Source organism: Maridesulfovibrio sp., from assembly GCF_965230075.1.
In the GTDB taxonomy this organism is placed as follows: Bacteria; Desulfobacterota; Desulfovibrionia; order Desulfovibrionales; family Desulfovibrionaceae; genus Maridesulfovibrio.
On record NZ_OZ245945.1, the window covers coordinates 3,760,712 to 3,782,092 of the forward strand.

General features: G+C 46.9%; 21 protein-coding genes. 12 read left to right on the top strand and 9 right to left on the bottom strand.

Going from position 1 to position 21,381, the window contains the following annotated elements:
* Positions 1 to 182: 182 nt before the first annotated feature.
* Positions 183 to 1,787, top strand: coding sequence for a SulP family inorganic anion transporter (locus ACO05Z_RS17030; protein ID WP_421903382.1), 1,605 nt, complete (start codon positions 183 to 185; stop codon positions 1,785 to 1,787).
* A 200-nt stretch (positions 1,788 to 1,987) separates the two neighbouring features.
* Here the strand turns inward: ACO05Z_RS17030 and ACO05Z_RS17035 are convergent, their stop codons facing one another.
* Entirely contained in the window at positions 1,988 to 3,901 is a 1,914-nt protein-coding gene (locus ACO05Z_RS17035; RefSeq protein ID WP_421903383.1) for a sigma-54-dependent Fis family transcriptional regulator, read from the bottom strand.
* Between the two features lie 495 nt (positions 3,902 to 4,396).
* Between ACO05Z_RS17035 and ACO05Z_RS17040 the strand changes: the two genes are divergently transcribed.
* The 11 genes from ACO05Z_RS17040 (at position 4,397) to ACO05Z_RS17090 (ending at position 14,246) form a co-directional block, all read left to right on the top strand.
* Entirely contained in the window at positions 4,397 to 5,518 is a 1,122-nt protein-coding gene (locus ACO05Z_RS17040; protein WP_421903384.1) for an NAD(P)/FAD-dependent oxidoreductase, read from the top strand.
* Positions 5,511 to 5,831, top strand: a complete 321-nt coding sequence (locus ACO05Z_RS17045) for a (2Fe-2S)-binding protein (RefSeq protein WP_421903385.1) — start codon at positions 5,511 to 5,513, stop codon at positions 5,829 to 5,831. Before ACO05Z_RS17040 ends, ACO05Z_RS17045 begins: the two co-directional genes overlap by 8 nt.
* On the top strand, positions 5,828 to 7,252 hold the full coding sequence (locus ACO05Z_RS17050; protein WP_421903386.1) for an FAD-dependent oxidoreductase: 1,425 nt from the start codon (positions 5,828 to 5,830) through the stop codon (positions 7,250 to 7,252). Before ACO05Z_RS17045 ends, ACO05Z_RS17050 begins: the two co-directional genes overlap by 4 nt.
* Positions 7,253 to 7,307: 55 nt before the next feature.
* Positions 7,308 to 7,658 carry a RidA family protein gene (locus ACO05Z_RS17055; protein ID WP_421903387.1) on the top strand — a complete coding sequence of 117 codons (351 nt, stop codon included), beginning with the start codon at positions 7,308 to 7,310 and terminating at the stop codon, positions 7,656 to 7,658.
* Between the two features lie 29 nt (positions 7,659 to 7,687).
* A complete protein-coding gene (locus tag ACO05Z_RS17060; protein WP_421903388.1) occupies positions 7,688 to 8,185 on the top strand; it encodes a TRAP transporter small permease in 498 nt (165 codons plus the stop codon).
* A gap of 1 nt (position 8,186) precedes the next feature.
* Positions 8,187 to 9,491: a TRAP transporter large permease gene (locus ACO05Z_RS17065; RefSeq protein WP_421903389.1), complete on the top strand. Its 1,305-nt coding sequence runs from the start codon at positions 8,187 to 8,189 to the stop codon at positions 9,489 to 9,491.
* 138 nt (positions 9,492 to 9,629) lie between these two features.
* Positions 9,630 to 10,628, top strand: a complete 999-nt coding sequence (dctP, locus tag ACO05Z_RS17070) for a TRAP transporter substrate-binding protein DctP (RefSeq protein WP_421903390.1) — start codon at positions 9,630 to 9,632, stop codon at positions 10,626 to 10,628.
* A gap of 109 nt (positions 10,629 to 10,737) precedes the next feature.
* Positions 10,738 to 12,015, top strand: a complete 1,278-nt coding sequence (locus ACO05Z_RS17075) for a hypothetical protein (protein ID WP_421903391.1) — start codon at positions 10,738 to 10,740, stop codon at positions 12,013 to 12,015.
* A 410-nt stretch (positions 12,016 to 12,425) separates the two neighbouring features.
* Positions 12,426 to 13,613 (top strand): tyrosine-type recombinase/integrase, encoded by a 1,188-nt coding sequence (locus ACO05Z_RS17080; RefSeq protein ID WP_421903392.1) that lies wholly within the window; start codon positions 12,426 to 12,428, stop codon positions 13,611 to 13,613.
* A gap of 58 nt (positions 13,614 to 13,671) precedes the next feature.
* Positions 13,672 to 13,950 (top strand): type II toxin-antitoxin system RelE/ParE family toxin, encoded by a 279-nt coding sequence (locus tag ACO05Z_RS17085; protein WP_415712692.1) that lies wholly within the window; start codon positions 13,672 to 13,674, stop codon positions 13,948 to 13,950.
* The gene (locus ACO05Z_RS17090) at positions 13,950 to 14,246 is read left to right on the top strand and encodes a HigA family addiction module antitoxin (protein ID WP_421903393.1); all 297 of its coding nucleotides are present in this window, start codon (positions 13,950 to 13,952) and stop codon (positions 14,244 to 14,246) included. The genes ACO05Z_RS17085 and ACO05Z_RS17090 overlap by 1 nt, the downstream gene beginning before the upstream one ends.
* Positions 14,247 to 14,893: 647 nt before the next feature.
* Here ACO05Z_RS17090 and ACO05Z_RS17095 read toward each other — a convergent pair.
* From ACO05Z_RS17095 to ACO05Z_RS17130, 8 genes are all read right to left on the bottom strand, one after another.
* Positions 14,894 to 15,679 carry an AAA family ATPase gene (locus tag ACO05Z_RS17095; protein ID WP_421903394.1) on the bottom strand — a complete coding sequence of 262 codons (786 nt, stop codon included), beginning with the start codon at positions 15,677 to 15,679 and terminating at the stop codon, positions 14,894 to 14,896.
* 50 nt (positions 15,680 to 15,729) lie between these two features.
* Positions 15,730 to 17,643 carry an anaerobic carbon-monoxide dehydrogenase catalytic subunit gene (cooS, locus tag ACO05Z_RS17100; RefSeq protein ID WP_421903395.1) on the bottom strand — a complete coding sequence of 638 codons (1,914 nt, stop codon included), beginning with the start codon at positions 17,641 to 17,643 and terminating at the stop codon, positions 15,730 to 15,732.
* Positions 17,644 to 17,647: 4 nt separating this feature from the next.
* Positions 17,648 to 18,211: a 4Fe-4S dicluster domain-containing protein gene (locus tag ACO05Z_RS17105; protein ID WP_421903396.1), complete on the bottom strand. Its 564-nt coding sequence runs from the start codon at positions 18,209 to 18,211 to the stop codon at positions 17,648 to 17,650.
* A gap of 19 nt (positions 18,212 to 18,230) precedes the next feature.
* Entirely contained in the window at positions 18,231 to 18,572 is a 342-nt protein-coding gene (locus ACO05Z_RS17110) for a hydrogenase maturation nickel metallochaperone HypA (RefSeq protein ID WP_421903397.1), read from the bottom strand.
* A gap of 194 nt (positions 18,573 to 18,766) precedes the next feature.
* On the bottom strand, positions 18,767 to 19,849 hold the full coding sequence (locus tag ACO05Z_RS17115; protein ID WP_421903398.1) for a nickel-dependent hydrogenase large subunit: 1,083 nt from the start codon (positions 19,847 to 19,849) through the stop codon (positions 18,767 to 18,769).
* Positions 19,849 to 20,394, bottom strand: coding sequence for an NADH-quinone oxidoreductase subunit C (locus ACO05Z_RS17120; protein ID WP_421903399.1), 546 nt, complete (start codon positions 20,392 to 20,394; stop codon positions 19,849 to 19,851). Before ACO05Z_RS17120 ends, ACO05Z_RS17115 begins: the two co-directional genes overlap by 1 nt.
* Position 20,395: 1 nt before the next feature.
* Positions 20,396 to 20,929 carry a 4Fe-4S binding protein gene (locus ACO05Z_RS17125; RefSeq protein WP_421903400.1) on the bottom strand — a complete coding sequence of 178 codons (534 nt, stop codon included), beginning with the start codon at positions 20,927 to 20,929 and terminating at the stop codon, positions 20,396 to 20,398.
* Complete coding sequence (locus tag ACO05Z_RS17130) at positions 20,929 to 21,372, bottom strand: NADH-quinone oxidoreductase subunit B family protein (protein WP_421903401.1); 444 nt, start codon at positions 21,370 to 21,372, stop codon at positions 20,929 to 20,931. The genes ACO05Z_RS17125 and ACO05Z_RS17130 overlap by 1 nt, the downstream gene beginning before the upstream one ends.
* Positions 21,373 to 21,381 lie beyond the last annotated feature (9 nt).

Sequence of the window (21,381 nt, forward strand, 5' to 3'; positions counted from 1 at the left end):
ATAGACACAAGACAAGTATTCATTTTCGTTTTCCATATCTTGTCGTAATCGCAATAAAAAACACCATAAACACTCAGTAGGCTGACCAAACGTCGGCTGGACTTCATATTTGCAGTAGGGACCGCCTGCGGTCTCTACTTCTTTGTTTTTGACAATTCCAACCCGCTTTAAAAGGATTTTTCGTGAATTCAAACAATCCCATTGTTTCCCCCTCCAACGGCAGTGTCCGGGCTGATATCTTTTCCGGATTAACCGTTGCCCTCGCCCTTGTCCCTGAAGCTGTCGCCTTCTCCTTTGTCGCAGGTGTCCCGCCCATGGTCGGGCTTTACGGTGCATTTCTCATGTGCATTATCACCGCGGTACTGGGCGGAAGACCCGGCATGATCTCCGGCGCAACCGGGGCCATGGCCGTAGTCATGGTCAATCTGGTTATGGAAGGCAACGCACTGGGCGGTCCCGGCTCATTTGCAGGGCTGCAATACCTGTTCTTCACCCTGCTTTTGGTCGGAGTATTCCAGATGCTGGCCGGTTTCTTCCGCCTCGGGAAATTCATACGCATGGTGCCCCGTTCGGTAATGATGGGATTCGTTAACGGGCTGGCAATTGTAATCTTCCTTTCCCAGCTGAACATGTTCAAATCAGAAGGGACATGGATGCAAGGGCAACCGCTCTGGCTCATGATCGGGCTGGTCGGTTTAACCATGGCAATCCTGACTATCGTGCCCAAACTGCATAAAAAGGCACCGGGTGCACTGATCGCCATTATTTCAGTTTCCGTCTTTGTCGCAGCAATGCAGATCGACACCCAAACCGTGCTCTCTTTCATCCAGTCCAACGGCGGAACAGGCATTAAAGGCGGCCTGCCTTCCTTTGCCATTCCCCAAGTGCCGCTGACATGGGACACACTTGCATTTGTCACCCCTTATGCCTTGATCCTAGCCGCAATCGGCCTGATCGAAACCCTGATGACTTTGTCACTGGTAGATGAACTCACCGAAACACGCGGCAGCGGTAACCGCGAATGTCTGGCTCAGGGAATCGGCAATTTCGTCAACGGTTTGTTCGGTGGCATGGGTGGCTGTGCCATGATCGGGCAGAGCATGATCAACATTTCCTCCGGTGGCCGCGGACGCCTTTCCGGTATTGTTGCTGCCGGAGCCCTGCTCTTTTTCATCATGTTCACTTCACAATATATTGAACAGATTCCCATTGCCGCACTTGTCGGGGTTATGCTCATCGTGGTCATAAAGACCTTTGCATGGAGCACCTTCAACATCATGAACAAGGTTCCCAAATGGGATGTCATCGTGATCGTGCTGGTAACAGTCCTGACCGTTAAGTATGACCTTGCCATTGCGGTAATCTGCGGCGTCATCATCTCAGCCCTGATCTTCGCATGGGAAAACGCCCTGCGCATCCGCGCCCGCAAGATGGTCGATGAGCAGGGAATCAAGCATTACCAGATCTACGGCCCGCTCTTCTTTGCCTCAACCACCCTCTTCCTGAGCAAATTCGACGTGCAGGGAGACCCGGACAAAGTGCTTATTGATTTCAAAGACTCCCGGATCATGGACCAGTCCGCCATCGAGGCAATCAACAAAATAGCCTCAATGTACGAAAAGGCCGGAAAGAAAGTTTACCTCGTCCATCTCAGTCAGGATTGCGTACGCCTGATCAAACGCGCCGAAAAAATTTGCGTAGTCAACATCCTGAAAGACCCCAGCTATTTCGTCGGCATCGACAACTATCAGCAATACATTGATAATCTGGAATTTGAAGCTCTGTAGGTTTCGGGATTATCTGAATAGAAATAAAAAAGGGTCAGCTTTTAGTAGCTGGCCCTTTTTTATTTTTTTGATCGAAACATCTTTTTTAAAAACAAATAACCTCAACAATACAATTATGAGACAAATCTTAATCCTTACACATAAATTAAACTCGACATGATATCTTAATATATTAGGGATTTAAAACCTTTTATCAGTGATTATATCCCGTATTTGTCCATCTTCCTATACAAAGTGGCGCGAGATATCCCCAAGAGCTTAGCTGTTAGCACCCGGCTATTATTTGTCTTTTTCAGGGTATCCTCAATAGCTTTGCGTACCACGTCATCTAAAGTCCCACTGGAATGAGGGGATACTTCCGGGACAACATGCGGCATTCCCAAATGTTTGACCTCAATAGTTTTCCCGTCGCAGAGATGGAGGGCCCTTTGTATGCAATTCTCTAATTCCCTGACATTTCCTGGCCAATGATAGCTGATAAGCAGGTTTTGAGCCTCCGAGCTAAGTGATGGAGGATTTGCTGCTCCTTCTTTCAGAAAAAGAGATACTAATAATAAAATATCATCCCGGCCTCTTTCTTTGAGAGGGGGAATATGGATGGGGAAGACATTCAATCGGTAAAAAAGATCTTCTCTGAATCGTCCGTCGCGGATTGCTGCAGGTAAATTCACATGCGTGGCGGCAATTATCCTTGTATCAACTTTTACGGGTTTGTCCGCCCCGATGCGGTAGACTTCCCCGGTTTCAAGAACACGTAGTAATTTAACCTGCATCGGGTGAGGCATGTCGCCTATTTCATCCAAAAGAATTGTTCCGGTATTGGCGAGCTCAAATTTACCCGGCTTTCCGCCTTTTGCTGCACCGGTAAAAGTTCCGTCCACATAACCGAAGAGTTCGCTTTCAAGAAGGTTGGAAGGTATAGCACCGCAGTTAATTGGAATGAATGGATTATTACATCGGCTGCTTTGGTTATGAATGGATTGAGCAAAAAGTTCCTTCCCGGTACCTGTTTCTCCTTGCAATAATACCGTGCTGTCTGACGAAGCAGCCCCTCTTGCTAATTTTACCGCCGTCATTAATGCCGGAGAAGAACCTACGATACTATCAAAAGTAAAGTGCGCACGAGTTCCTGCAATGTTTTGTGCTAGCTTGTATATATCTTTGACTTCATTAAAGGTGATGACAGCTCCAAGTCGTTCCCCTTTTTCTGATGCAACCAACTGGATCGTATGAATTAGGCTGATATGATTGTTTCTAACCTTAATACGAACTTCTTTATTTATCCATGATTCCGGGGATTTTTCCACTCGGTCTAAGTCAACATTCAAGCCTTGGATTTCAGATAGAGGGCTGTTTTCCAGATCGTCTCTTTTTAATATTTGTGCCCCTGCGCGATTAACACGCCAGATGTGTTTTTCGCTGTTGATAATAATCAGGCCGATACGGAAAAAAGAAATGGTTTGGTCTAAAAAGTTTAGGTTGGCAGCTAGTTCCCGGTTTCGACGCAAAACCCTTAATTGTTGCTCTGCGGCTCGGGCTGCTGTTGTGACCATATAAAGAGTATGGGCATGCGCTTGTTCGGAAGAACCAAACACGGCAATAATGCCGATAAGTTTTTTGTCCTTACCGAATATTGGAGCTGTGGAACTGGTTTGACCATGGGCTTGCCGGCAATAATGCTCGTCATCAACAAGTTGAATGGGTATTTTGAGCTTATGGGTCAGTGATATGGCTGTTGTTCCGACATCTTTTTCTGTCCATCTGTATCCCGGCACACAATTCCTTGCTGCAGAATCCTCAATCAGTTCCTCTTTTCCTCGTATGTAAAGAATATAGCCGTCTGAATCTACTGCAGCGATGATAAAATCATTTGGAAGCAAGAGCTTGTAAAATTCTTCGAACTGAGGACGTAGAATATCCAGCAGTTTTCTGTTCTGCCATCGCCGTTCGGATAGTTCCGCCGGGGAGAGCATCTTTTGGTGTTTATTTCTACGGACAGGATCAATCCCATATTCCTGTGACCGCTGGCAGGATAAAGCAATTTCTCTCTTCATTGCCTTGGGACTGATAATTTGCCCTTCTTTTATGACTGGAGCTGTCTCTTTTTTATACATATTCCCAACCCTGCTGTAATTCAGTCCTTTTTTATAGCATGTAAACATCTAATATTTAAACACTTATACCCAAAAGACATTATGTAACAAGATTGTATACCACCTCATCATGAGGAGGGGAAGAACTAAGATGATATAAATTAAAATGTCATGAAAATATCTATTATGTCTCATTATGAAACGCGTCTCATTATGAGACATAGTGTATTTAGAGCATTACCAGTACGTAGTTTTAGAAATTATGATTTCACCTATGTCTCAAATAGAGACAGCATTGCAGGCAAACAACCGCTTTCTTCCAATGAACTAACAGACGAAACAACTATTCTTTAAAATAAAAAGATTTTTAATTTCAGTGCTATACAAAACACTTTAGGATTTATCGAATAATGCTGGCACCACCTTTGCTTATTGATGTTGAAAAATTGCACGTTCCCTACCAGGGAATGTTTGATGAATATTTCAACCGCCGGAAATTCGGCAAGGAGAGTGCTAGTGCAGACAGCGGATGTTTTAGTCATCGGCGGTGGTATCACCGGATCTTCTACAGCTCTAGGGCTCGTACTCAAGGGGGCTGGCAATGTAGTGCTCTTGGACGAGCAGCTCAAGAGCCAGCGATTATCCCGAGGTAACTTCGGGCTGACCTGGTTTATGTGCAAGGGAGCTGGATATCCCGGCTATTCTCTTTGGTGCCGGAAAGCAGCTAAGGCATGGCCTGAGTTTGCGAATAGACTCGAAACTGAGAGCAAATACAATATTGAATTGGACTGGACTGGTGGCGCAGTACATGCTTTTGGGCAGGATGAATTGGACGGATTTGCGCAGTCTATAAAGACCATCCGTGAAGGCTGTGAAAGTAAAGGGATTGATTATCCTGTTGATATTTTGGATAGACAGCAATTTGCTGATTTAATGCCTAAGATGACTCTTGGTGAAGATGTTGCGGGCGCTATGTTTACCAAGGAGCAGGGGCACGTTAACCCTTTGAAACTTCTGGGCGCTGTCAGAAACTGGTTTCAAAAGTTGGGCGGAGTTTACCATGGTGCTCAGGGGGCAAAGGAAATCATTCCACAGTCCAATGGAACCGTTCTAGTTAAGACAACTACTGAAACATATGAATGTAAGAAACTCGTAATTGCTGCCGGACACGGTTCTGCAAGACTAACAGCTGCTCTTGGCGAAAAACTCAATATTTATCCCCAGCGTGGGCAGCTGATGGTAACAGCCCGCTGTGAACGCAAACTTGATTTCCCCCTGCTTAGCGTCCGTCAGACTCAGGACGGCACTTACATGATCGGCCTTTCAACAGAAAATACAGCTCTGGATGCGCGGGTAACAGCAGAAGCGATGAAATCTCAAGCAGCCAATGCAGTACGCATTTTCCCTGAGCTTGCAAATTTGAATTGGGTCAGGGCTTGGGGAGCTATCCGCGTTATGACTCCGGACGGCGGGCCCATCTACAGCAAAATTCCGGGCCATGACAATATCAGTGTTCTTGCCCTGCACTCCGGTGTTTCATTAGCACCTCTGCACACTGAAGTCATAGCTCCGTGGATATTAGGTGAAACAACAGACAACCAAGTATCAGATTTTTCAAACGGACGGTTCAATGCTTAAACATTCCACAACACCCACTGCTGAATTTAAACAGGATCAGGTTCCGACTGAGACAGTTTCAGTCCTTCTGGACGGAAAGAAAGTTGAACTTCCAAAAAATGTCAGTATTGCTGCAGGTCTTCTCAGCATTGGTGAAATCATTTCCCGTATTTCGCCATCAGCACATAAACCGCGTTCTCCTCACTGTCTGATGGGCGTTTGTTATGAATGCCTGATGGAAATTGACGGTGTTGAGCGACAAGCATGCATGACAGATCCTAAAGAAGGAATGGTAATCAACCGCCATTTAGATTCCAAAGGAGAAGACGCATGAGTCGCCATTACGATGTAATTGTGATCGGTACCGGACCTGCCGGACTGAGTGCTGCAACTTTGCTTACCAAAATGGGGCTTGATGTTCTGGCTCTGGACGAGCAGCAGCGCCCCGGAGGTCAGATTTACCGCAATGTGGAAGGAGCAGGAAAAAACCGCCTGAATCTTTTTGGTACGGACTATAGTGTCGGCCTTGATTTAGTTAATGAATTCAGGGCAGCCAATGTTAATTATGAAGGCGGGTCCTCTGTCTGGCAGGTCGAGTCCGATGGTCGCATTTGCTACTCAAAAAACGGAAAATCAAGCAGAATATCAGCTAACTATATCATCGCTGCCACCGGAGCTATGGAACGCCCTGTGCCAATCGAAGGCTGGACACTTCCGGGTGTAATGGGTGCCGGTGCAGCGAACAATCTGGCCAAAGAAGCCGGACTCACACCTAAGGGAAAAGTAGTTCTGGCCGGTAGCGGGCCCCTGTTGCTTCTCGAAGCCTCTATTCTGCTGAAAAAGGGTGTGGAAATCGCCGCCATTCTGGAAACTACAGACCTTATTCCGCCAGCAGATTCTGCAACCAAACTTCCTCAGGCTCTCATGGGCTGGAAGCTCCTCTACAAAGGCACAACCATGCTTTGGGAACTTCAAAAAGCAGGCATTCCTCATTATCGGGGTGTCCGCAATATCCGTGCACTGGGAACCGATGCGTTGAGCGGAGTTGAAGCCACGGTCAAAGGAGAAACACTGAACTTAGATGCTGATCTGCTGCTGCTGCATTTCGGAGTCATTCCTAACACCCATATTTTCAGGCAGGCTGGCTGCCAAATGGCTTGGGACAAGAAACTTAGATATTGGTACCCATCCTGCGACAGCTGGGGCCGTACCAATTTTGAAAAAATATTTGCAGCCGGCGACGGATGTCAGGTTCATGGAGCTATTGCGGCACGCCATAAAGGCACATTGGCTGCTCTGGAAATTGCCTGCTGCCTTGGTATGATCCCCGAATCCGAAAGAGATGATCTGGCTAGACCCGTTCTTAAGGATTTGAGGCATGACAATCTGCCCCGACCTTTCATTGATGCCATCTATGCACACAACCCCACACATTTCGAGTTTGAAAATGAAACCGTACTTTGCCGGTGCGAGAATGTCACCGTTGGAGACGTCCGCAAAGTTCTGGATGAGGGCGTTCGTGATCTAAACGAGGTGAAAACCATCACCCGCTGCGGTATGGGGCCCTGTCAGGGACGGATGTGCGGTCCGGCTTTGGCTGAAATTGTCGGAGAGTATCTTTCAGTTGAACCGGACCAGGCCGGACTTCTGGTTGTACGCCCTCCCTTGAAACCAATTCCGCTGAGTGAAATAGCTTCCATGGATCTTGGTGACGAAGGAACAGATGGCGGCAACTGGTTGCTGGACAAGAAGTAACAAAACGAGGGGGAGCTTCCTCCCGTTGTAAATTATAGCATTTTAAGGAGCTAAGATGAGTATCACAAGGATGGAAACAGCGAAGCGCATGAGCAGGATCGTGATTCACAATAATACCGTTTACCTTTGCGGGCAGGTAGCGGACAACACTGATGAACCTATCGGCCCTCAGACAGAAAGCATGCTTGGCAAGGTGGATGAACTTTTGGAAAAGGCAGGCAGCAGCAGGGAACATATTCTTTCTGCTACAGTTTATGTTCGCGATATGAAGGACTTTGCCGGAATGAACGAAGTTTGGGATAATTGGGTTCCCGAGGGACATGCCCCCGCAAGAGCCTGTGTTGAAGCACGGATGGCCCGACCCGATCTTTTAGTGGAGGTTTCAGTTGTAGCGGCGCTTAAGTAGTAAATTATTTCCATTTAGGAGGGATCTTCATGGAAAAATTCTTTAAATACGCATTAGCAGCTCTCATGAGCACTGTTGCCGCTCTTGAGTTCTACCAAGTAATAATGCGTTACATCTTCGAGCTGCCGGTGATGGGGTTGGATGAACTTTTGGTATATCCCACACTGTGGTTGTACTTCTTCGGCAGCGTAAATGCTTGTCGGGAAGACACCCAGATCAAGGCTAATGTTTTGGACATTTTTATGAAAACCGACCTCGGTAAACTGCGTGTGAGAGTCGTGGCCGACATAATGTCCTTGGTCGTTTCATCTTGGTTGACATGGTGGGCATGGGACTATTTCCTCTACGCATTGAGAATCTGGAAAGAAAGCCCGACTCTTTATATCCCAACATTCTGGGCCGAATGTGCATTTTTCATCGGCATGATGCTGATGACCATGTTTGTACTCTGGCACCTTATTAGAAATATCCGCCGTCTCATGTTGATTGCGGATCAGCCGGCAGTTGCCGCTAAGGTAGGAGTATAACATGGATATTGTTACCGTTTCTTTTATAGCCCTGGGCGTACTGGTGCTGATGCTCAGCTTCGGTGTTCCACTGCCTTTCTGTTTTGGCGGCGCTCTCATGGTTATGGTTTTTGTCGGTGATGCCACAATGAACGGCACCATGGTCTGGGGCTACAGCCAGCTTGCTAACCCGGTATTATTGTGTATTCCGCTCTTTGTCTTTGCAGGCACACTAATGAGTGAAAGCGGAATCGCTGAAAGTCTACTACGTTTTGTTAACGTATTCGTTGGGCGTATCCGCGGTGGACTGGGGGTAGTTGCAAGTGTCAGCTGTGCATTAATCGGTGCCATCTCCGGCAGCGGTCTTACCGGCGTAGCTGCTACCGGCCCTATCCTTATCCCGGAAATGGCCTCCAAAGGTTATCCTCGCGGGTACGCAACAGCACTTGTTGCAAACTCATCAATCCTTGGCCTGCTTATTCCGCCAAGTGTAACAATGATCATTTACGGCTGGGTAACAGACACCTCCATTCTGGCCTGTTTTCTCGCAACTATGGGACCGGGGATACTTATCACTTGTCTGTTTTGCGTAGTCAATATGGTACTGGCCCGTAAGTTTCCCTTAGTGCTTGACCCTCCTCAACCTGTAAAAGAGACCGCTCAGGAAGCCGTTTCCATGACCTCGCGGGCACTTCCTGCGCTGATCATGCCTCTGATTATCCTTGGTGGTATTTACGGCGGTATCATGACCCCGACCGAAGCTGCTGCTGTTGCTGTTATCTACGCAATTCCGGTTGGCCTTATGGTCTACAAGGGACTGACTTTCAAGACCTTCATTTCGGCTGCGAAATCTTCCGCCACTGCGGTCGGTGCCATTATGGTCATGATTGTTTTCAGCCTGATGCTAAGCCAGATATTCGTTATGGAAGATGTTCCTCAGGCTCTGGTTGAGGGTGTATTTACCATCACTCAGAACAAAGTAATCCTGCTGATCCTGATCAATTTCCTGCTCTTCTTTGTGGGTATGATCGTTAACGATATCACCTCGATTATTCTGCTTGCACCTCTGCTTCTACCCCTGATGCAGGCCATCGGAATTTCTCCGGTGCAGTTTGCCGCAATCATGGGTGTTAACACTGCTATGGGCGGGGTAACTCCTCCTTATGCAAGTATTCTTTATTTAAGTATGCGAATCGGGAAGGCAGAGTTTTCCGAAGTCATCAAACCGGCCATGATTCTCATCATCTTCGGATATGTGCCCGTGGTCTTCTTAACTTCTCTATGGCCAAGCCTCTCCCTGTTTTTCCCGGGACTGTTTGGCTATTAAAATCAGGAAATGGAACAAAGGATGTGAAGGGCTAGTCGCTGAATTTATTCAATATCAAGACCAGATGCGGATCGGTCTTTTGTCGATATATTCTTCACAAAATTAGAGACGACTAATTTCTTACTAAGGAGTATACACATGAAAATGCGTAGCGTTTATGGGATGATGGTACTTTTAGTCTGTATGGTTTTTCTTGCCGGAACTGCTCAAGCAAGGACTTGGAAAATCTCCCATGTTCGTCCTCAAGGAACAGCCATTGATGAAGACCTTCGCTGGTTTTCAACAAATCTTAAAGAAGCATCCGGTGGAAAATTAAAAACCAAGGTTTACCCTGCATCTGCTCTTGGCGATTACACCGTTGTTCAGGAAAGAGTAAGCCTCGGTGCTGTCGATATGGCTTGTCAGCCGCCGTCTTCCTCTGCGGACAAAAGATTCCAGCTTCCTTACTTCCCCTACATGATTAAAAACTGGGACCACGCTCGTAAGAACTACAGCGCCGGTGCTCCCATGCGTGAAACCGTTGCCGGTCTTTATAAAGAACAGGGTATCCACCTGCTGGCGGTGTGGCCTGTATACTTTGGCGGTATCTCCTTGAACACCAAACCAGTTAATCCTGGTGATCCTGATGCAGCTAAAGGTATCAAACTGAGAGTTCCCCCAATGAAAACCTTCCAGATGATGGCTGATAACATTGGCTACCTCGGTACTCCGATTCCTTTCTCTGATGCTTTCACCGCAGTTCAGACCGGTGTTGTTGACGGTGTTATCGGTTCCGGAGCTGAAGGATACTACTCATCCTTCAGAGATGTGACCAAATACTACATCCCTGCTAACACCCATTTTGAAGTCTGGTACCTTATCATGAACCAGAATACTTACGATAATTTGTCTGATGAGAAAAGGCAGGCTCTCGACAAAACTGCAGCTGAATTCGAGAACCGTCGCTGGGAAACTGCTGAGGCAGACCAGAAAGCCAACGAACAGAAGCTGGTTGACTACGGTGCAACTCTCGTCGAATTTTCAGACGCAGATGTCGCAAAGACTGCTGATAAAATCCGTAAAGTGGTTTGGCCTGAGATCCTTAATGACGTGGGCGTGGAATGGGGACAGTCCGTTCTTAATCGCCTGATAAAATAAGTCATCCCCTGCTTACAGCTTGTTAATGCTGTGAGCAATAACACTCTGGCCCGGAAAGTTGTTTTCCGGGCCAGTTTTGTTGTTTAATCCGGAAAAATGATTACACAGAATGTCCATGACTAATTATTTGCAACGCTACACAGGGTGGATGATCCTTGCCACCTTACTTCTATTTATCTTCAGCAGCCTTTGCCCTGCTCTCATTGTCTCTGTTGCTATATTGGCTTGGCTGGTCGTTATTATTGAATGGAACAAGCTGCATGTAGGGCCTCGCAGGCAAGCTAAATTTTTGTTTGCAGCCGGAATTACAGCGCTATTATTTTCTTATCAGCAAGGCGTTTTTCTTGGCTGGAAAAGAATAATCACCCAGAACTTACAATTACTGCCAATGTTTATTGCAGTTTCTTTTTTAGGGCTGACGAATCCAGACACTCAAGCTGATGATTTACCTAAAGGGAAATGGGCCATAGCGATAACTTCGTTCGGCACCAACTTACTTGGTGCAGTCATTAATCTTTCTATTTTGCTTGTCTTCGGAGATAGATTGGCGCGTAATGGCACCTTAACTAAAGCTCAATCCATTATTCTTGGACGTTCTTTCTGTGCGGCAGCATGGTGGTCTCCATTTTTCCTTGCAGCTGGGGTTGCTCTGACCTATGCGCCGGATATGCTTTATCACCGAACTGTCATTCCAGGAGTGTTTCTTTGCTTTGTGGCGATTTGTTACTCAATTATTGAGGTCGGGGTCGTGCGTAAACTTGATTTTTCAGGTTATCCCGTACGAATGGAAAGCATGACGGTACCTTTTCTACTCGCCGCGGGAGTCTTTGTCGGACACTACTTCTTTCCTGATCTGGGTATGATCATGTTGATTTGTCTTGTAGCTCCACCTGCAGCCATAATACTTATGCGTAACAGGCCAAGACGGCCTCTTCTTCACGACTTTATTAACAACCGGATCACTTCTACCGTCAGCCAGTTTGTTCTATTTCTGACGGCAGGCTTGTTCTCTAGTGGTATTACTTCAATTATTCAGGTTTACCCGCAAATATTCAATTTCGAAGGCAGTACATTCACCAATTCGTTATTTGCCATAATTTCTGCATTGCTCATCTTTTTGGGACTCATCGGCTTGCATCCTCTGGTAGGAATTTCCGTGATCAGTCCTCTATTGCTGCCTTTGAATCCTGATCACTCCCAAATTGCTTTTCTATTTCTCACTTGCTGGGCAATCTCAACAGGCAGCAGTCCGCTCTCAGGAGTAGGTCTTGTGCTTTGTAGCCGCTATCGTGTATCTGCACGCTCTGTATTAATGAATAATTTTCATTATGCAGTATTTATGTGGGTGTGTGCCAACTTGGTCAACATCTTTTATTTTGATACATGATTTGATGTATTCCCCTATTCTGTATCGGTCAAAACACCAACTATAAAACAACTTAGATTCGCAGTCTAAGCCCCCCTAAGAACGATCAATAAATCCCAATTTCATAGTCACAACCGGGAGAATACCAGTAGATAATCCAGACACAAAAAAAGGACTTACAACCATAAAGCTGTAAGTCCTTGTATTATCTGGTACCGGGAGCGAGACTCGAACTCGCAAGGGCGTGAACCCGGCGAATTTTGAGTCCGTTTTTTGGTGTTTCACAACAAATCACACAATCTCATTTAAATTCACTTAATATTTGTTTTAATTAAACTTTTAGCCAATTAAGCTTCACAAATTATCACTTAGGATCATTGTCCATACTCAAAAAAAGTTGTACAGGAGTTGTACAGAATTTGGAGGTAATGATGGCAACGAGACCCAAGTGGAACAAAACAAAGTATCCCGGAGTGCGTTACCGGGAACACGAAACACGCAAGCACGGCATTCAGCCGGACAAGTATTTTACCATCACCTACAAGTATAAAGGGAAGACCAAAACGGAGTCCATAGGCTGGGCCAGTCAGGGCGTTAAGGCCCAAGATGCTGCAAACGTTCTTAGTGAACTTAAGGTCAACCAAACACAGGGCAAATTTCCCCAGACACTAAAGCAGAAAAAGGAAATGGCTGCTGCTGAACTCGAAGAACAGGAAGCACGCGAGAGAGCCGAGAAAGACAAAGGTATCACCTTTGATGAAATCTGGGCTCAATTCTATCGACCGCAGGCGGAAGCCAACAAAGCGGCCAAATCATGGAAGCGGGAAGAAAGCCTACACCGTATCTGGATTTCACCAGCAATTGGCGACTGTCCTTTTGCCAGCGTGTCAGCGACCGACCTTGAAAAGATCAAAACCAATATGTCTGAAAAGGGACGCAGTCCCCGCTCCATACAGTATGCCCTTGCGACCGTGCGCCAAGTATACAATGTCGCCAAGAATCTGGATATTTTCAAAGGCGATAATCCGGTCAAAAAAATCAAGATGCCCAAGATGGATAACCGTCGGACGCGTTTCCTGTCTGAAGATGAAGCTGATCAGCTCCTTGATGTGTTGCTGGAAAGAAATCCCCTGCTGCATAGCGTGTCTTTGGTTTCCCTGTATTGCGGCCTTAGAGCTGGCGAAATCATCGAGCTTGAATGGAAGGATCTGAACTTCGCAGAAGACATGATCCTGATACGTGACGCCAAGAATGGTTTCTCACGTCACGCTTTCATGACCAAACAGGTCAAGCAAGAACTCCGCGAACTGCGCAAGCAAGTTGACCCTGACCAAAAGCCAGTCTTTAGCGCACAACGCGGTAAGAAAATCAATGAGGTCTCCAGACTTTTCAATGAGGCTGTCGACGAGCTTGGATTAAATGTTGGTATTGACGACCGCAGGCAGAAGGTTGTTTTCCATACCCTACGCCACACTTTCGCAAGCTGGTTGGTTCAACGGGGAACTCCGCTCTACACCGTGGCAAAGCTCATGGGCCATTCCACTCTGGCTATGACTGAACGGTATGCCCATCTTGCACCGGACAATTTAAAAGCTGCGGTTGCTGTTTTAGAAAACTAGTGTCCTCAACACTTCTTGACAAAACGTTGCGCAGTGCGCAACATACTAATGAAGAACAATGATCAAAACATTTAAGCACAAAGGTCTGGAAAAATTTTATCGATCCGGTTCAACAGCCGGGATACAGGCCAAGCATTCCAAGCGGCTCAGAATCCAACTTTCAGTCATTGATACGGCTCAGGAAGTGGAGGACGTTAACCTTCCCGGATTCAGACTGCATAAGCTCAAAGGAAGCCGTGCAGACCTCTGGTCCATAACCGTTAACGGTAATTGGCGGCTGACCTTTGAATTTCGAGACGGGAATGCCTACATTTTAAATTACGAGGATTATCATTAATGACTATGTACAATCCCCCACATCCCGGTGAGCTTATCAGCTCTGTATACATGGAAGAATACAATCTCAGCTGTCGCAAGCTGGCGATGATGCTCGGTGTGGCTCCGTCCACTCTCGCCCGTGTTCTGAACGCCAAAAGCGCGGTTTCCCCAGAAATGGCCCTGCGCCTCTCAAAGGTTCTCGGACGTACCCCCGAAAGCTGGCTGGCTATGCAAGCCAATTACGACCTTGGAAAGGTTCGGAGTCAGATTGATTTATCTGGGGTTACTCCTGTGGGGCGTGGGTCGATGGTATAGCTGCCCCCCCGACAATACCTCCAACTTATTCAAAACACCTTCCAATCCGCTCAGCTTCTTTCGGCAACCTAGAAAACTGCCTCCTCTACGATTCCCTTTCTTCAAAAAAGCTAGCTTTGTGTTGCTCTTCTTTTGACTAAGCACAAACGCCATTTCCAGCCATCTTTCTTTGCCTCTTGTGTTGAGCCGACGGCGAATAAACTAACCTTAGCCCCAAGGCTGAGCTGGACGTAAGGTCGACCACTTTGAAAAAGTGGGCCTACCTTACCTGTCCTGCCTTCGGACACCACTTGATCATGCTTTATTTTACGAGAGCATTGGGCGATTCAAGCAGAATAATGAAAAATCACGGATAATAAACTATATTCTCGCATAATAAGGTATTGTCTCACAAAATACTGTGTAAGAAAGAAAAACGAAGTTTAAATGATAGAGTTGAGAAGAGAGTGGATTCGCTCATGGGCAAAAGTCTGTTTCCTGGATCTAAGTCGGCGATATTGTAAACGTCACTAAGTTAGTCCCATCCATAAGATTACTTTACTAGAGGATAGCATTTTAGCCAGTATGGCAGAGCTGATGCTTCCCTGCCATACTGGCTAATGTCTACGAGTGCTTATGGCTACCTGTAGATGAACTAAAAAAATAGTTTAGATTTGAGTCTTCTTGCCGCTTCGCTGTGTAAGTTGATCAAGGATGCTTTGTGCGGCTTTTACTACCTTTCCACCTTGGGAAAAAGGCGATACCCCGGCAATGTCTGCCTGACGAATGCTTTCATCCATAGGCAGTATACCGAGCAATTCCTGTTCATGAATGTTACTTTTTAAGAAGTCCGTTTCAGCTTCATTTCGTACCTTACTGCCGACGGTAAAAATATTTTTAATTCCAATATCTGAAGCAAGAGTTCTTATCTGCGCGGCAGTTTGCAAGCTGCGGCTTCCCGGCTCTACAACTATAATCAAGGCGTCAACAGATTCTGCCGTTCCGCGTCCGAAGTGTTCAATCCCTGCTTCCATATCCATCACGACACAATCATTCTTTTGGAAAAGAAGATGCTTCATAAGCGTTTTGACCAAGGCATGTTCCGGGCAGATACAGCCGCCCCCGCCCTGCTCTATGGTTCCAAGGAGCAACATGCGTATGTTTTTATAGTCAACTGCAAATTGATCCGGAATGTCTGAAACTTTAGGGTTGAGTGAGAAGAAACCGCCGCTGCCTTCTGCGCCTGTGCGTTCTTCTGCAAGTTCTTTCAACTGCGAAATAGGCGTGACATTCCGCAGGCTTTCTTCGGGGATACCGATAGCTGAACCCAGATTAGCGTCAGGATCAGCATCTATTGCCAGTACAGGAAGCCCTTGCTCAGCAAGAAGTCTGGCTAAAATTCCCGCAAGAGTAGTCTTGCCTACCCCACCCTTTCCTGTGATCGCAATTTTCATTATATATCTCCATGGAAGGAGTACCCCGTGCAGGGGTACTCCTTTTGATTTTATGTGAACAACCCTAAGCTTTTACGACGCTCCAGAATTTCATCATAGAGCTTGTCAGCCGCTTTTACAGGGTCGGTTTCGGGTATGAAAAAGCCACCAAAGATATCTTTTACGTCTTCGGTCAATGCTTTTACTACTCCGGGAGCGCCTGTTATTTGCGGCATGACACCCACATGGGTCGGTAAGCCCAGTGCTACTGCCCAGCTTCCGATGGCAACTGCCTTTTCAGACATCAGCTCCGGGGCAGAAGCAACCACAGGTAGATCACTAAGATCTTTGTCGAGAGCATTGGCCAGTGCTGAAGCCAACTGAACCGCTCTGGAATTGTCTACACATGACCCCATATGCAGGACAGGAGGGAGAGGACCACCGAGTCCTGCAGCTGTCCCGACTGCAGTCAGCACTCCGAGCAGCGATTTGCCTGCATATTCTTCTGCAGCGTTTTGCGTCATCATACCATCTTTGGCATATGCTCCGGCTCCGCAACCGGTAGCGAGTACCAGAACATCTCGTTTGAGCAGTTCCTTAACCATAGTCCTGTATGCATGGTCCTGTTTGACCTTGACGTTATTACATCCTGCAAAAAGGGCTACACCCTTGATCTCTCCACTTACAATTGCATCAATCAGAGGTTTGAGAGGATCTTTTGCATTGACGTGGGTAAGTGCACCGATGATTGCCTCAACACTGAAACCCACGATGGCTGTTTCTTTAACCTTGGGAATATTAATCCGCTTAGGATCGCGTTTCTTAAATGCCTCAATGGAAAGGGTGACAATTTCCCGGGCCCGCTCAAGAGCGTCTTCTTCGCTGAATTCGACATGACGCGCACCTGTTATCTTGTTGTCGGGCATAGTTGTTATTACTTCAGTGTGATAACATTTACCGGCAGTTGCAATGGAAGGCATAATACATTGTACATCTACAACCATCGAATCGACAGCTCCGGTCAGTATCGCCAATTCCTGTGAGAGATAGTTGGTGGCAAGGGGGATTCCGTGGCGCATCATCACTTCGTTACCTGTACAGCAAATGCCGACAACATTAATCCCTTCCGGTGCCCCGGCATCAATGGCTGAGTCGTTCATAAGCATGGCCATGTCACAGATAACTTCGCTTAATAACGGGTTATGGCCATGCAGTGCAATGTTAACAGCACCTTCTTTGAGAACTCCCAGGTTGGCTTTGCTAATAGTTGGTGCAGGTGTTCCGAAGAGCACATCTGAAAGTTCTGTTGCCAGCACCATACCGTTATAGTCAGCTAGAGCTCCACGAATACCGCCCATGAGTAAATTTATATGATCGCTGTCACATCCGACATGAGTTCGAGCCATAATATTAGCAATTGCGGCATCAATGTTGTGCGGGAGTACCCCGGCCTTTTTAAGCCGTTCAATTCGCTCTGAAGGGAGAGTTTTGGTTATCCAGGTGCAACCTTTTTTGTGGTCCTGATTTCTGAAGTCATCCAGTGAAATCCGGGCCACTTCTGAAGCTATCTCTTGTGAAGATTTTTCTTCAACATCTATGTCCAAGGTTTCAGCAACTTTAAGGAGCTTAGCTTCATCCTTAATGCGGTATGCCTCAAGCCCTTCATCTCCAACATGTTTCATGGCAAGGGCTATGTGTCTGCCGTGTTCGGAATGTGCGGCAGCCCCGGCAGCCTGCATACGGATCAGGTTACGGGCGACGATAACGTCAGCTGTTGCACCGCATATTCCTCGGTCGGGTCCGTTACCGAAGGGATCAATCCTGCAGGGGCCCTTCCAACAGATACGGCAGCAGATACCCAGTTCGCCGAATCCGCATTGGGGCTGCATCTTCTCATAGCGGTCCCAGGGAGTATCAATACCCTCAGCCTCAGCAATGGGGATAAGGGTTGCCATGGATTTGTCTATGGATTTGTCTTGGCTCATATTATTATCCTTGATTGTTAGAGTGGATGTGGGCCATTTCCCGGGCTCGGGAGCGCATCATCATTTTCCGGTATTCAGAAAGTTTAATCAGTTTCAATGCACCCGTAGGACACGCGTTCACACAGCTGCATAAAGGTTTGCTGCCAGCAGTACTGCGGTGCTCACACAGGTTGCATTTTTTGGCTATTCCCAGATTGGTTCTGCCCGGTTCTACGGCAAATCCTTCCCGGCAGACTTCGATGGCACCGAAGGGGCAGGCGATTACACAAGCCTTGCACCCGATGCATTGTTTTTCATTAATTTTGACAATACCGCTGTCTTGATAAATAGCCCCGGTCGGACATGCGTATGCACAGGGAGCATCTTCGCATTGACGGCATTGCATGGGGACATTAATTCCATCAATCTGGATAATGTGAATTCTGGAAACAAGCTTGTATCCGTTCATCTGGGCCTCAATCAGGTTGCATCCACTATGGCTTTCGGCACATGATATTTCGCATTGCTTGCACCCGATGCATTTTTTCTGGTCTCCATAAATGATTGAATTGTCGTGATATTCAGGCACGTTTTACCTCTTTTTGTATTTAGTCCGCTTCGAAACTTTTCACATAAAGCTCACGCCCGCTTTTCAGGCGCATTGTTTTGCTTCCACAGTACGGGCATTCCATCTCTTGTTTTTTTACGGGGAACACCTTCCTGCATCTGTTGCACTCTGCAGTTGCTTTAACCGACTCAATGATCAGTTCAGCTTCAGCGGCCAATGTTGGTTCTGCTACTAGTTCAAAACAATCTCGCAGTGTCTGGACTTCTGCACAGGTAAATTCTCCCAAGCACATGGTGATTTTGTTGACTTTGTTGAGATGTAGCCTTTTGACTTCTTCTTCAACGATGCTCATTATTCCTAGTACAATGGAAGCTTCGTGCATTATTTCACTCCACACCCCATGCATGCAGGGCCATGCAATGGATTAAAGTTGTTTCTTTAATAAAGCGCAGTTCCGGAACAAGTTCTGTCCAATAGTTGACAGAGCTAAAAAATTGCAGAAAAAAACCGCCGCCCTGCATAGGCAGGGGGGCGGTTTAATCATCCGGCAATATATTGGATCACTTTGTCAGAAGTCTATCGCTCGGTACATGAGATACATGGGTCGATGCTGTTTACAATAAGGGGAATATCGGAGACTTTGCAATCTTTCATCATTATCTGCAATGCGTCCCAGTTCATATAGGTAGGAACCCGCCACTTCAGACGTTGCGGTCTGTCTGTTCCATCTGATTTCAGATAATAAATAAGTTCTCCACGCGGAGCTTCCGAACGGGCCACGGATTGGCCTTCGGGAATATTGGGTAAACGGTCAGGAACAGTTGGTCCAATGGGCATTTGATCAAGACTTTGTTCTATGAGCGATACAGCATCTACAGCTTCCCGTAGACGGACCAGCGCCCTGCTCTGTACGTCTCCTCTTGTTTCGGTTTGAACGCTAAAGCTAAGTTGGTCATAAGCGGCGTACGGTGCCTTGTCGCGGATATCATATGCTATCCCGGAGCCTCGGGCTACGGGCCCGACAACCCCCATATGAATTGCATCTTTTTCTGGCAGGATGCCGACACCCTGTGTTCTGGTTTTGATCAGCGGTTCATTTTCGTAGAGGCGGTATATTCTATCGAGTGACTTTTTTAATTTTTCGAGCTGTCCGCGCAAGAATTGTTCAGTTTCTTCTTCTAAGTCATATTTGACGCCGCCGATACAGTTGGCTGCAAGGTCCATGCGGTTGCCGTATACCCCTTCCTTGGCATCCTGTATTAACTCCCGGATTTCCATGACATGCATAAACATGGATTCGAAACCTATGATATGGGCCAAGATACCGACGTTAAATAAATTGGATGCTATGCGTTTAATCTCATCTGCAATGACCCTTAAGTATGTGGCTCGAGGCGGAACAACTATCCCGGCGAGATTTTCGATTGCCATGCAGTAGGTGCAGGGATGGCTGTTGGAGCAGAGAGAACATAGGCGTTCAGTGAGGGTTATATTCTGGAAATAGTTGCGTTGCATGGCCAGCGATTCCATTCCCCGGTGAACATGACCGGCAGTTATTTCAAGATTTTTTACCGTCTCTCCTTCAACATCCACCCGGAAATACATCGGTTCTTCAAGAGCTACATGTAACGGGCCTATGGGCATTGTATATTCAGCCATTATTCGACCTCCTTTGCCCAGTCGGGAGTGGTGGTTTCGGAGAAAATTTTTTCCCACAGCATACTGCTGGAAGCACCGTTCATCATTGATGAGAGTGGGACCAGACGGTTCATGACTCCGCTATCAAGGGTCGGATCAAGAAAGAGTCGTCGGGGCTTCGGTCTCCCCGTTAATTTGAGGTCATAGAGCTCTGCAAATTCACGTTCATGCCAGTCGGCATTGGCGAACAATCCGACTATAGAGGGGACAGTCCGGACTTCCGGGGGAAGCTTCAGGTTCAAAGTGAATATAACTCCGTTTATGTCGAAGCTGTAGACAATTTCCATTTCTCCATCCGCTGTGAATTTATCTTTATTGTAAGCGGTGATGGTACACAGTCTGGCTCCGTATTCTGTCAGCTTTTCAACCACTTCGGTTAACACTTCAGGTCTGGATAGCTGACACCAGACAAATGTGTTTTTGTTTGCATCACATGTGTATTCCAGATCGGTATACTGTAACAGTGCGTCAAAAGAATCGAGAGATGCATTTAGGTGGTGGGACATACTATCTCCTTTCAGCATCAGGCTTGATTATTTGTAATTGGTTACGAGCTGTATGGCGGCGCCTGCATTCAGGGCATATCTTCATAATATATTCAGCTTCATTTGATCCTATGGCTTTGGTGCCGAGTTTGTCTCGTCGCAATGGAAGCATGCGTTTTCCACAAGCAAGACACTTGGGGTATTGAACGAATTTGGTTTCGCAGCAGCGGTACTTTTCATCCTGCGCGTGGGCCAGATGCCAATTTTGGCTCATGTGAATAGCCTTTGTGGGACAGTAGTGTTCGCAAAGGCCGCAGAATGTACAGGTGTTGTGCCAGATTCTAAACTCTACACCATCTCCAATGGGAGTATCTGTCATTGAGATAGCGCCTCCGGCACAAACGTGGCTGCATATACCGCAGGTAATGCAAAGAGATGGATCCAGCACCGCACTGCCGCGAAACCGTTTAGGAGTGTGTGCCTTTCCCAGAGGGAACGGTTCTGTTGATGGTCCTTTAAGAACGTTTGAAATAATTACTTTTAGAAAGGGAAACATTATTTCACCTCCGCAAGCCGGTTCTTCCAGAGTTCGCAGGCTTTCATAATGCCTTCGATAATCGCTTGTGGTCTGGGAGGACAGCCGGGAACATTTATATCGATCGGGATGTATTGGTCCATGGGCCCTTCAATTGAGTAACTGTCCCTGAAGACTCCTCCGGAGATGGGACAAATTCCGACTGCAACCGTGATCTTTGGATGAGGGATTTCTTCATAGACGCTCAGGACGCGCTCCTTGACTCTCGTGGTCAGCGGACCGGTGATGAGTACAATGTCGGCATGACGTGGACTGCCGCAATATTTACAGCCCAGACGTTCCACATCAAAACGCGGTATCAGGGCTGTGGTGGCCAGTTCCACATCACAACCGTTACACGAACCGGCATTGATTCTGTACAGCCACGGCGAACGTGGAACCATACGTTGGATCATTTTAAGCATGATAACCTC

Bases quoted from the DNA above. Each gene is read 5' to 3' on its own strand.
- ACO05Z_RS17045 (WP_421903385.1), top strand. From the start codon at position 5,511: ATGCTTAAACATTCCACAACACCCACTGCTGAATTTAAACAGGATCAG.
- ACO05Z_RS17110 (WP_421903397.1), bottom strand. From the start codon at position 18,572: ATGCACGAAGCTTCCATTGTACTAGGAATAATGAGCATCGTTGAAGAA.
- ACO05Z_RS17085 (WP_415712692.1), top strand. From the start codon at position 13,672: ATGATCAAAACATTTAAGCACAAAGGTCTGGAAAAATTTTATCGATCC.
- ACO05Z_RS17130 (WP_421903401.1), bottom strand. From the start codon at position 21,372: ATGCTTAAAATGATCCAACGTATGGTTCCACGTTCGCCGTGGCTGTAC.
- cooS (WP_421903395.1), bottom strand. From the start codon at position 17,643: ATGAGCCAAGACAAATCCATAGACAAATCCATGGCAACCCTTATCCCC.
- ACO05Z_RS17060 (WP_421903388.1), top strand. From the start codon at position 7,688: ATGGAAAAATTCTTTAAATACGCATTAGCAGCTCTCATGAGCACTGTT.
- ACO05Z_RS17115 (WP_421903398.1), bottom strand. From the start codon at position 19,849: ATGGCTGAATATACAATGCCCATAGGCCCGTTACATGTAGCTCTTGAA.
- ACO05Z_RS17035 (WP_421903383.1), bottom strand. From the start codon at position 3,901: ATGTATAAAAAAGAGACAGCTCCAGTCATAAAAGAAGGGCAAATTATC.
- dctP (WP_421903390.1), top strand. From the start codon at position 9,630: ATGAAAATGCGTAGCGTTTATGGGATGATGGTACTTTTAGTCTGTATG.
- ACO05Z_RS17120 (WP_421903399.1), bottom strand. From the start codon at position 20,394: ATGTCCCACCACCTAAATGCATCTCTCGATTCTTTTGACGCACTGTTA.
- ACO05Z_RS17090 (WP_421903393.1), top strand. From the start codon at position 13,950: ATGACTATGTACAATCCCCCACATCCCGGTGAGCTTATCAGCTCTGTA.
- ACO05Z_RS17080 (WP_421903392.1), top strand. From the start codon at position 12,426: ATGGCAACGAGACCCAAGTGGAACAAAACAAAGTATCCCGGAGTGCGT.
- ACO05Z_RS17125 (WP_421903400.1), bottom strand. From the start codon at position 20,929: ATGTTTCCCTTTCTAAAAGTAATTATTTCAAACGTTCTTAAAGGACCA.
- ACO05Z_RS17075 (WP_421903391.1), top strand. From the start codon at position 10,738: ATGTCCATGACTAATTATTTGCAACGCTACACAGGGTGGATGATCCTT.
- ACO05Z_RS17050 (WP_421903386.1), top strand. From the start codon at position 5,828: ATGAGTCGCCATTACGATGTAATTGTGATCGGTACCGGACCTGCCGGA.
- ACO05Z_RS17065 (WP_421903389.1), top strand. From the start codon at position 8,187: ATGGATATTGTTACCGTTTCTTTTATAGCCCTGGGCGTACTGGTGCTG.
- ACO05Z_RS17095 (WP_421903394.1), bottom strand. From the start codon at position 15,679: ATGAAAATTGCGATCACAGGAAAGGGTGGGGTAGGCAAGACTACTCTT.
- ACO05Z_RS17055 (WP_421903387.1), top strand. From the start codon at position 7,308: ATGAGTATCACAAGGATGGAAACAGCGAAGCGCATGAGCAGGATCGTG.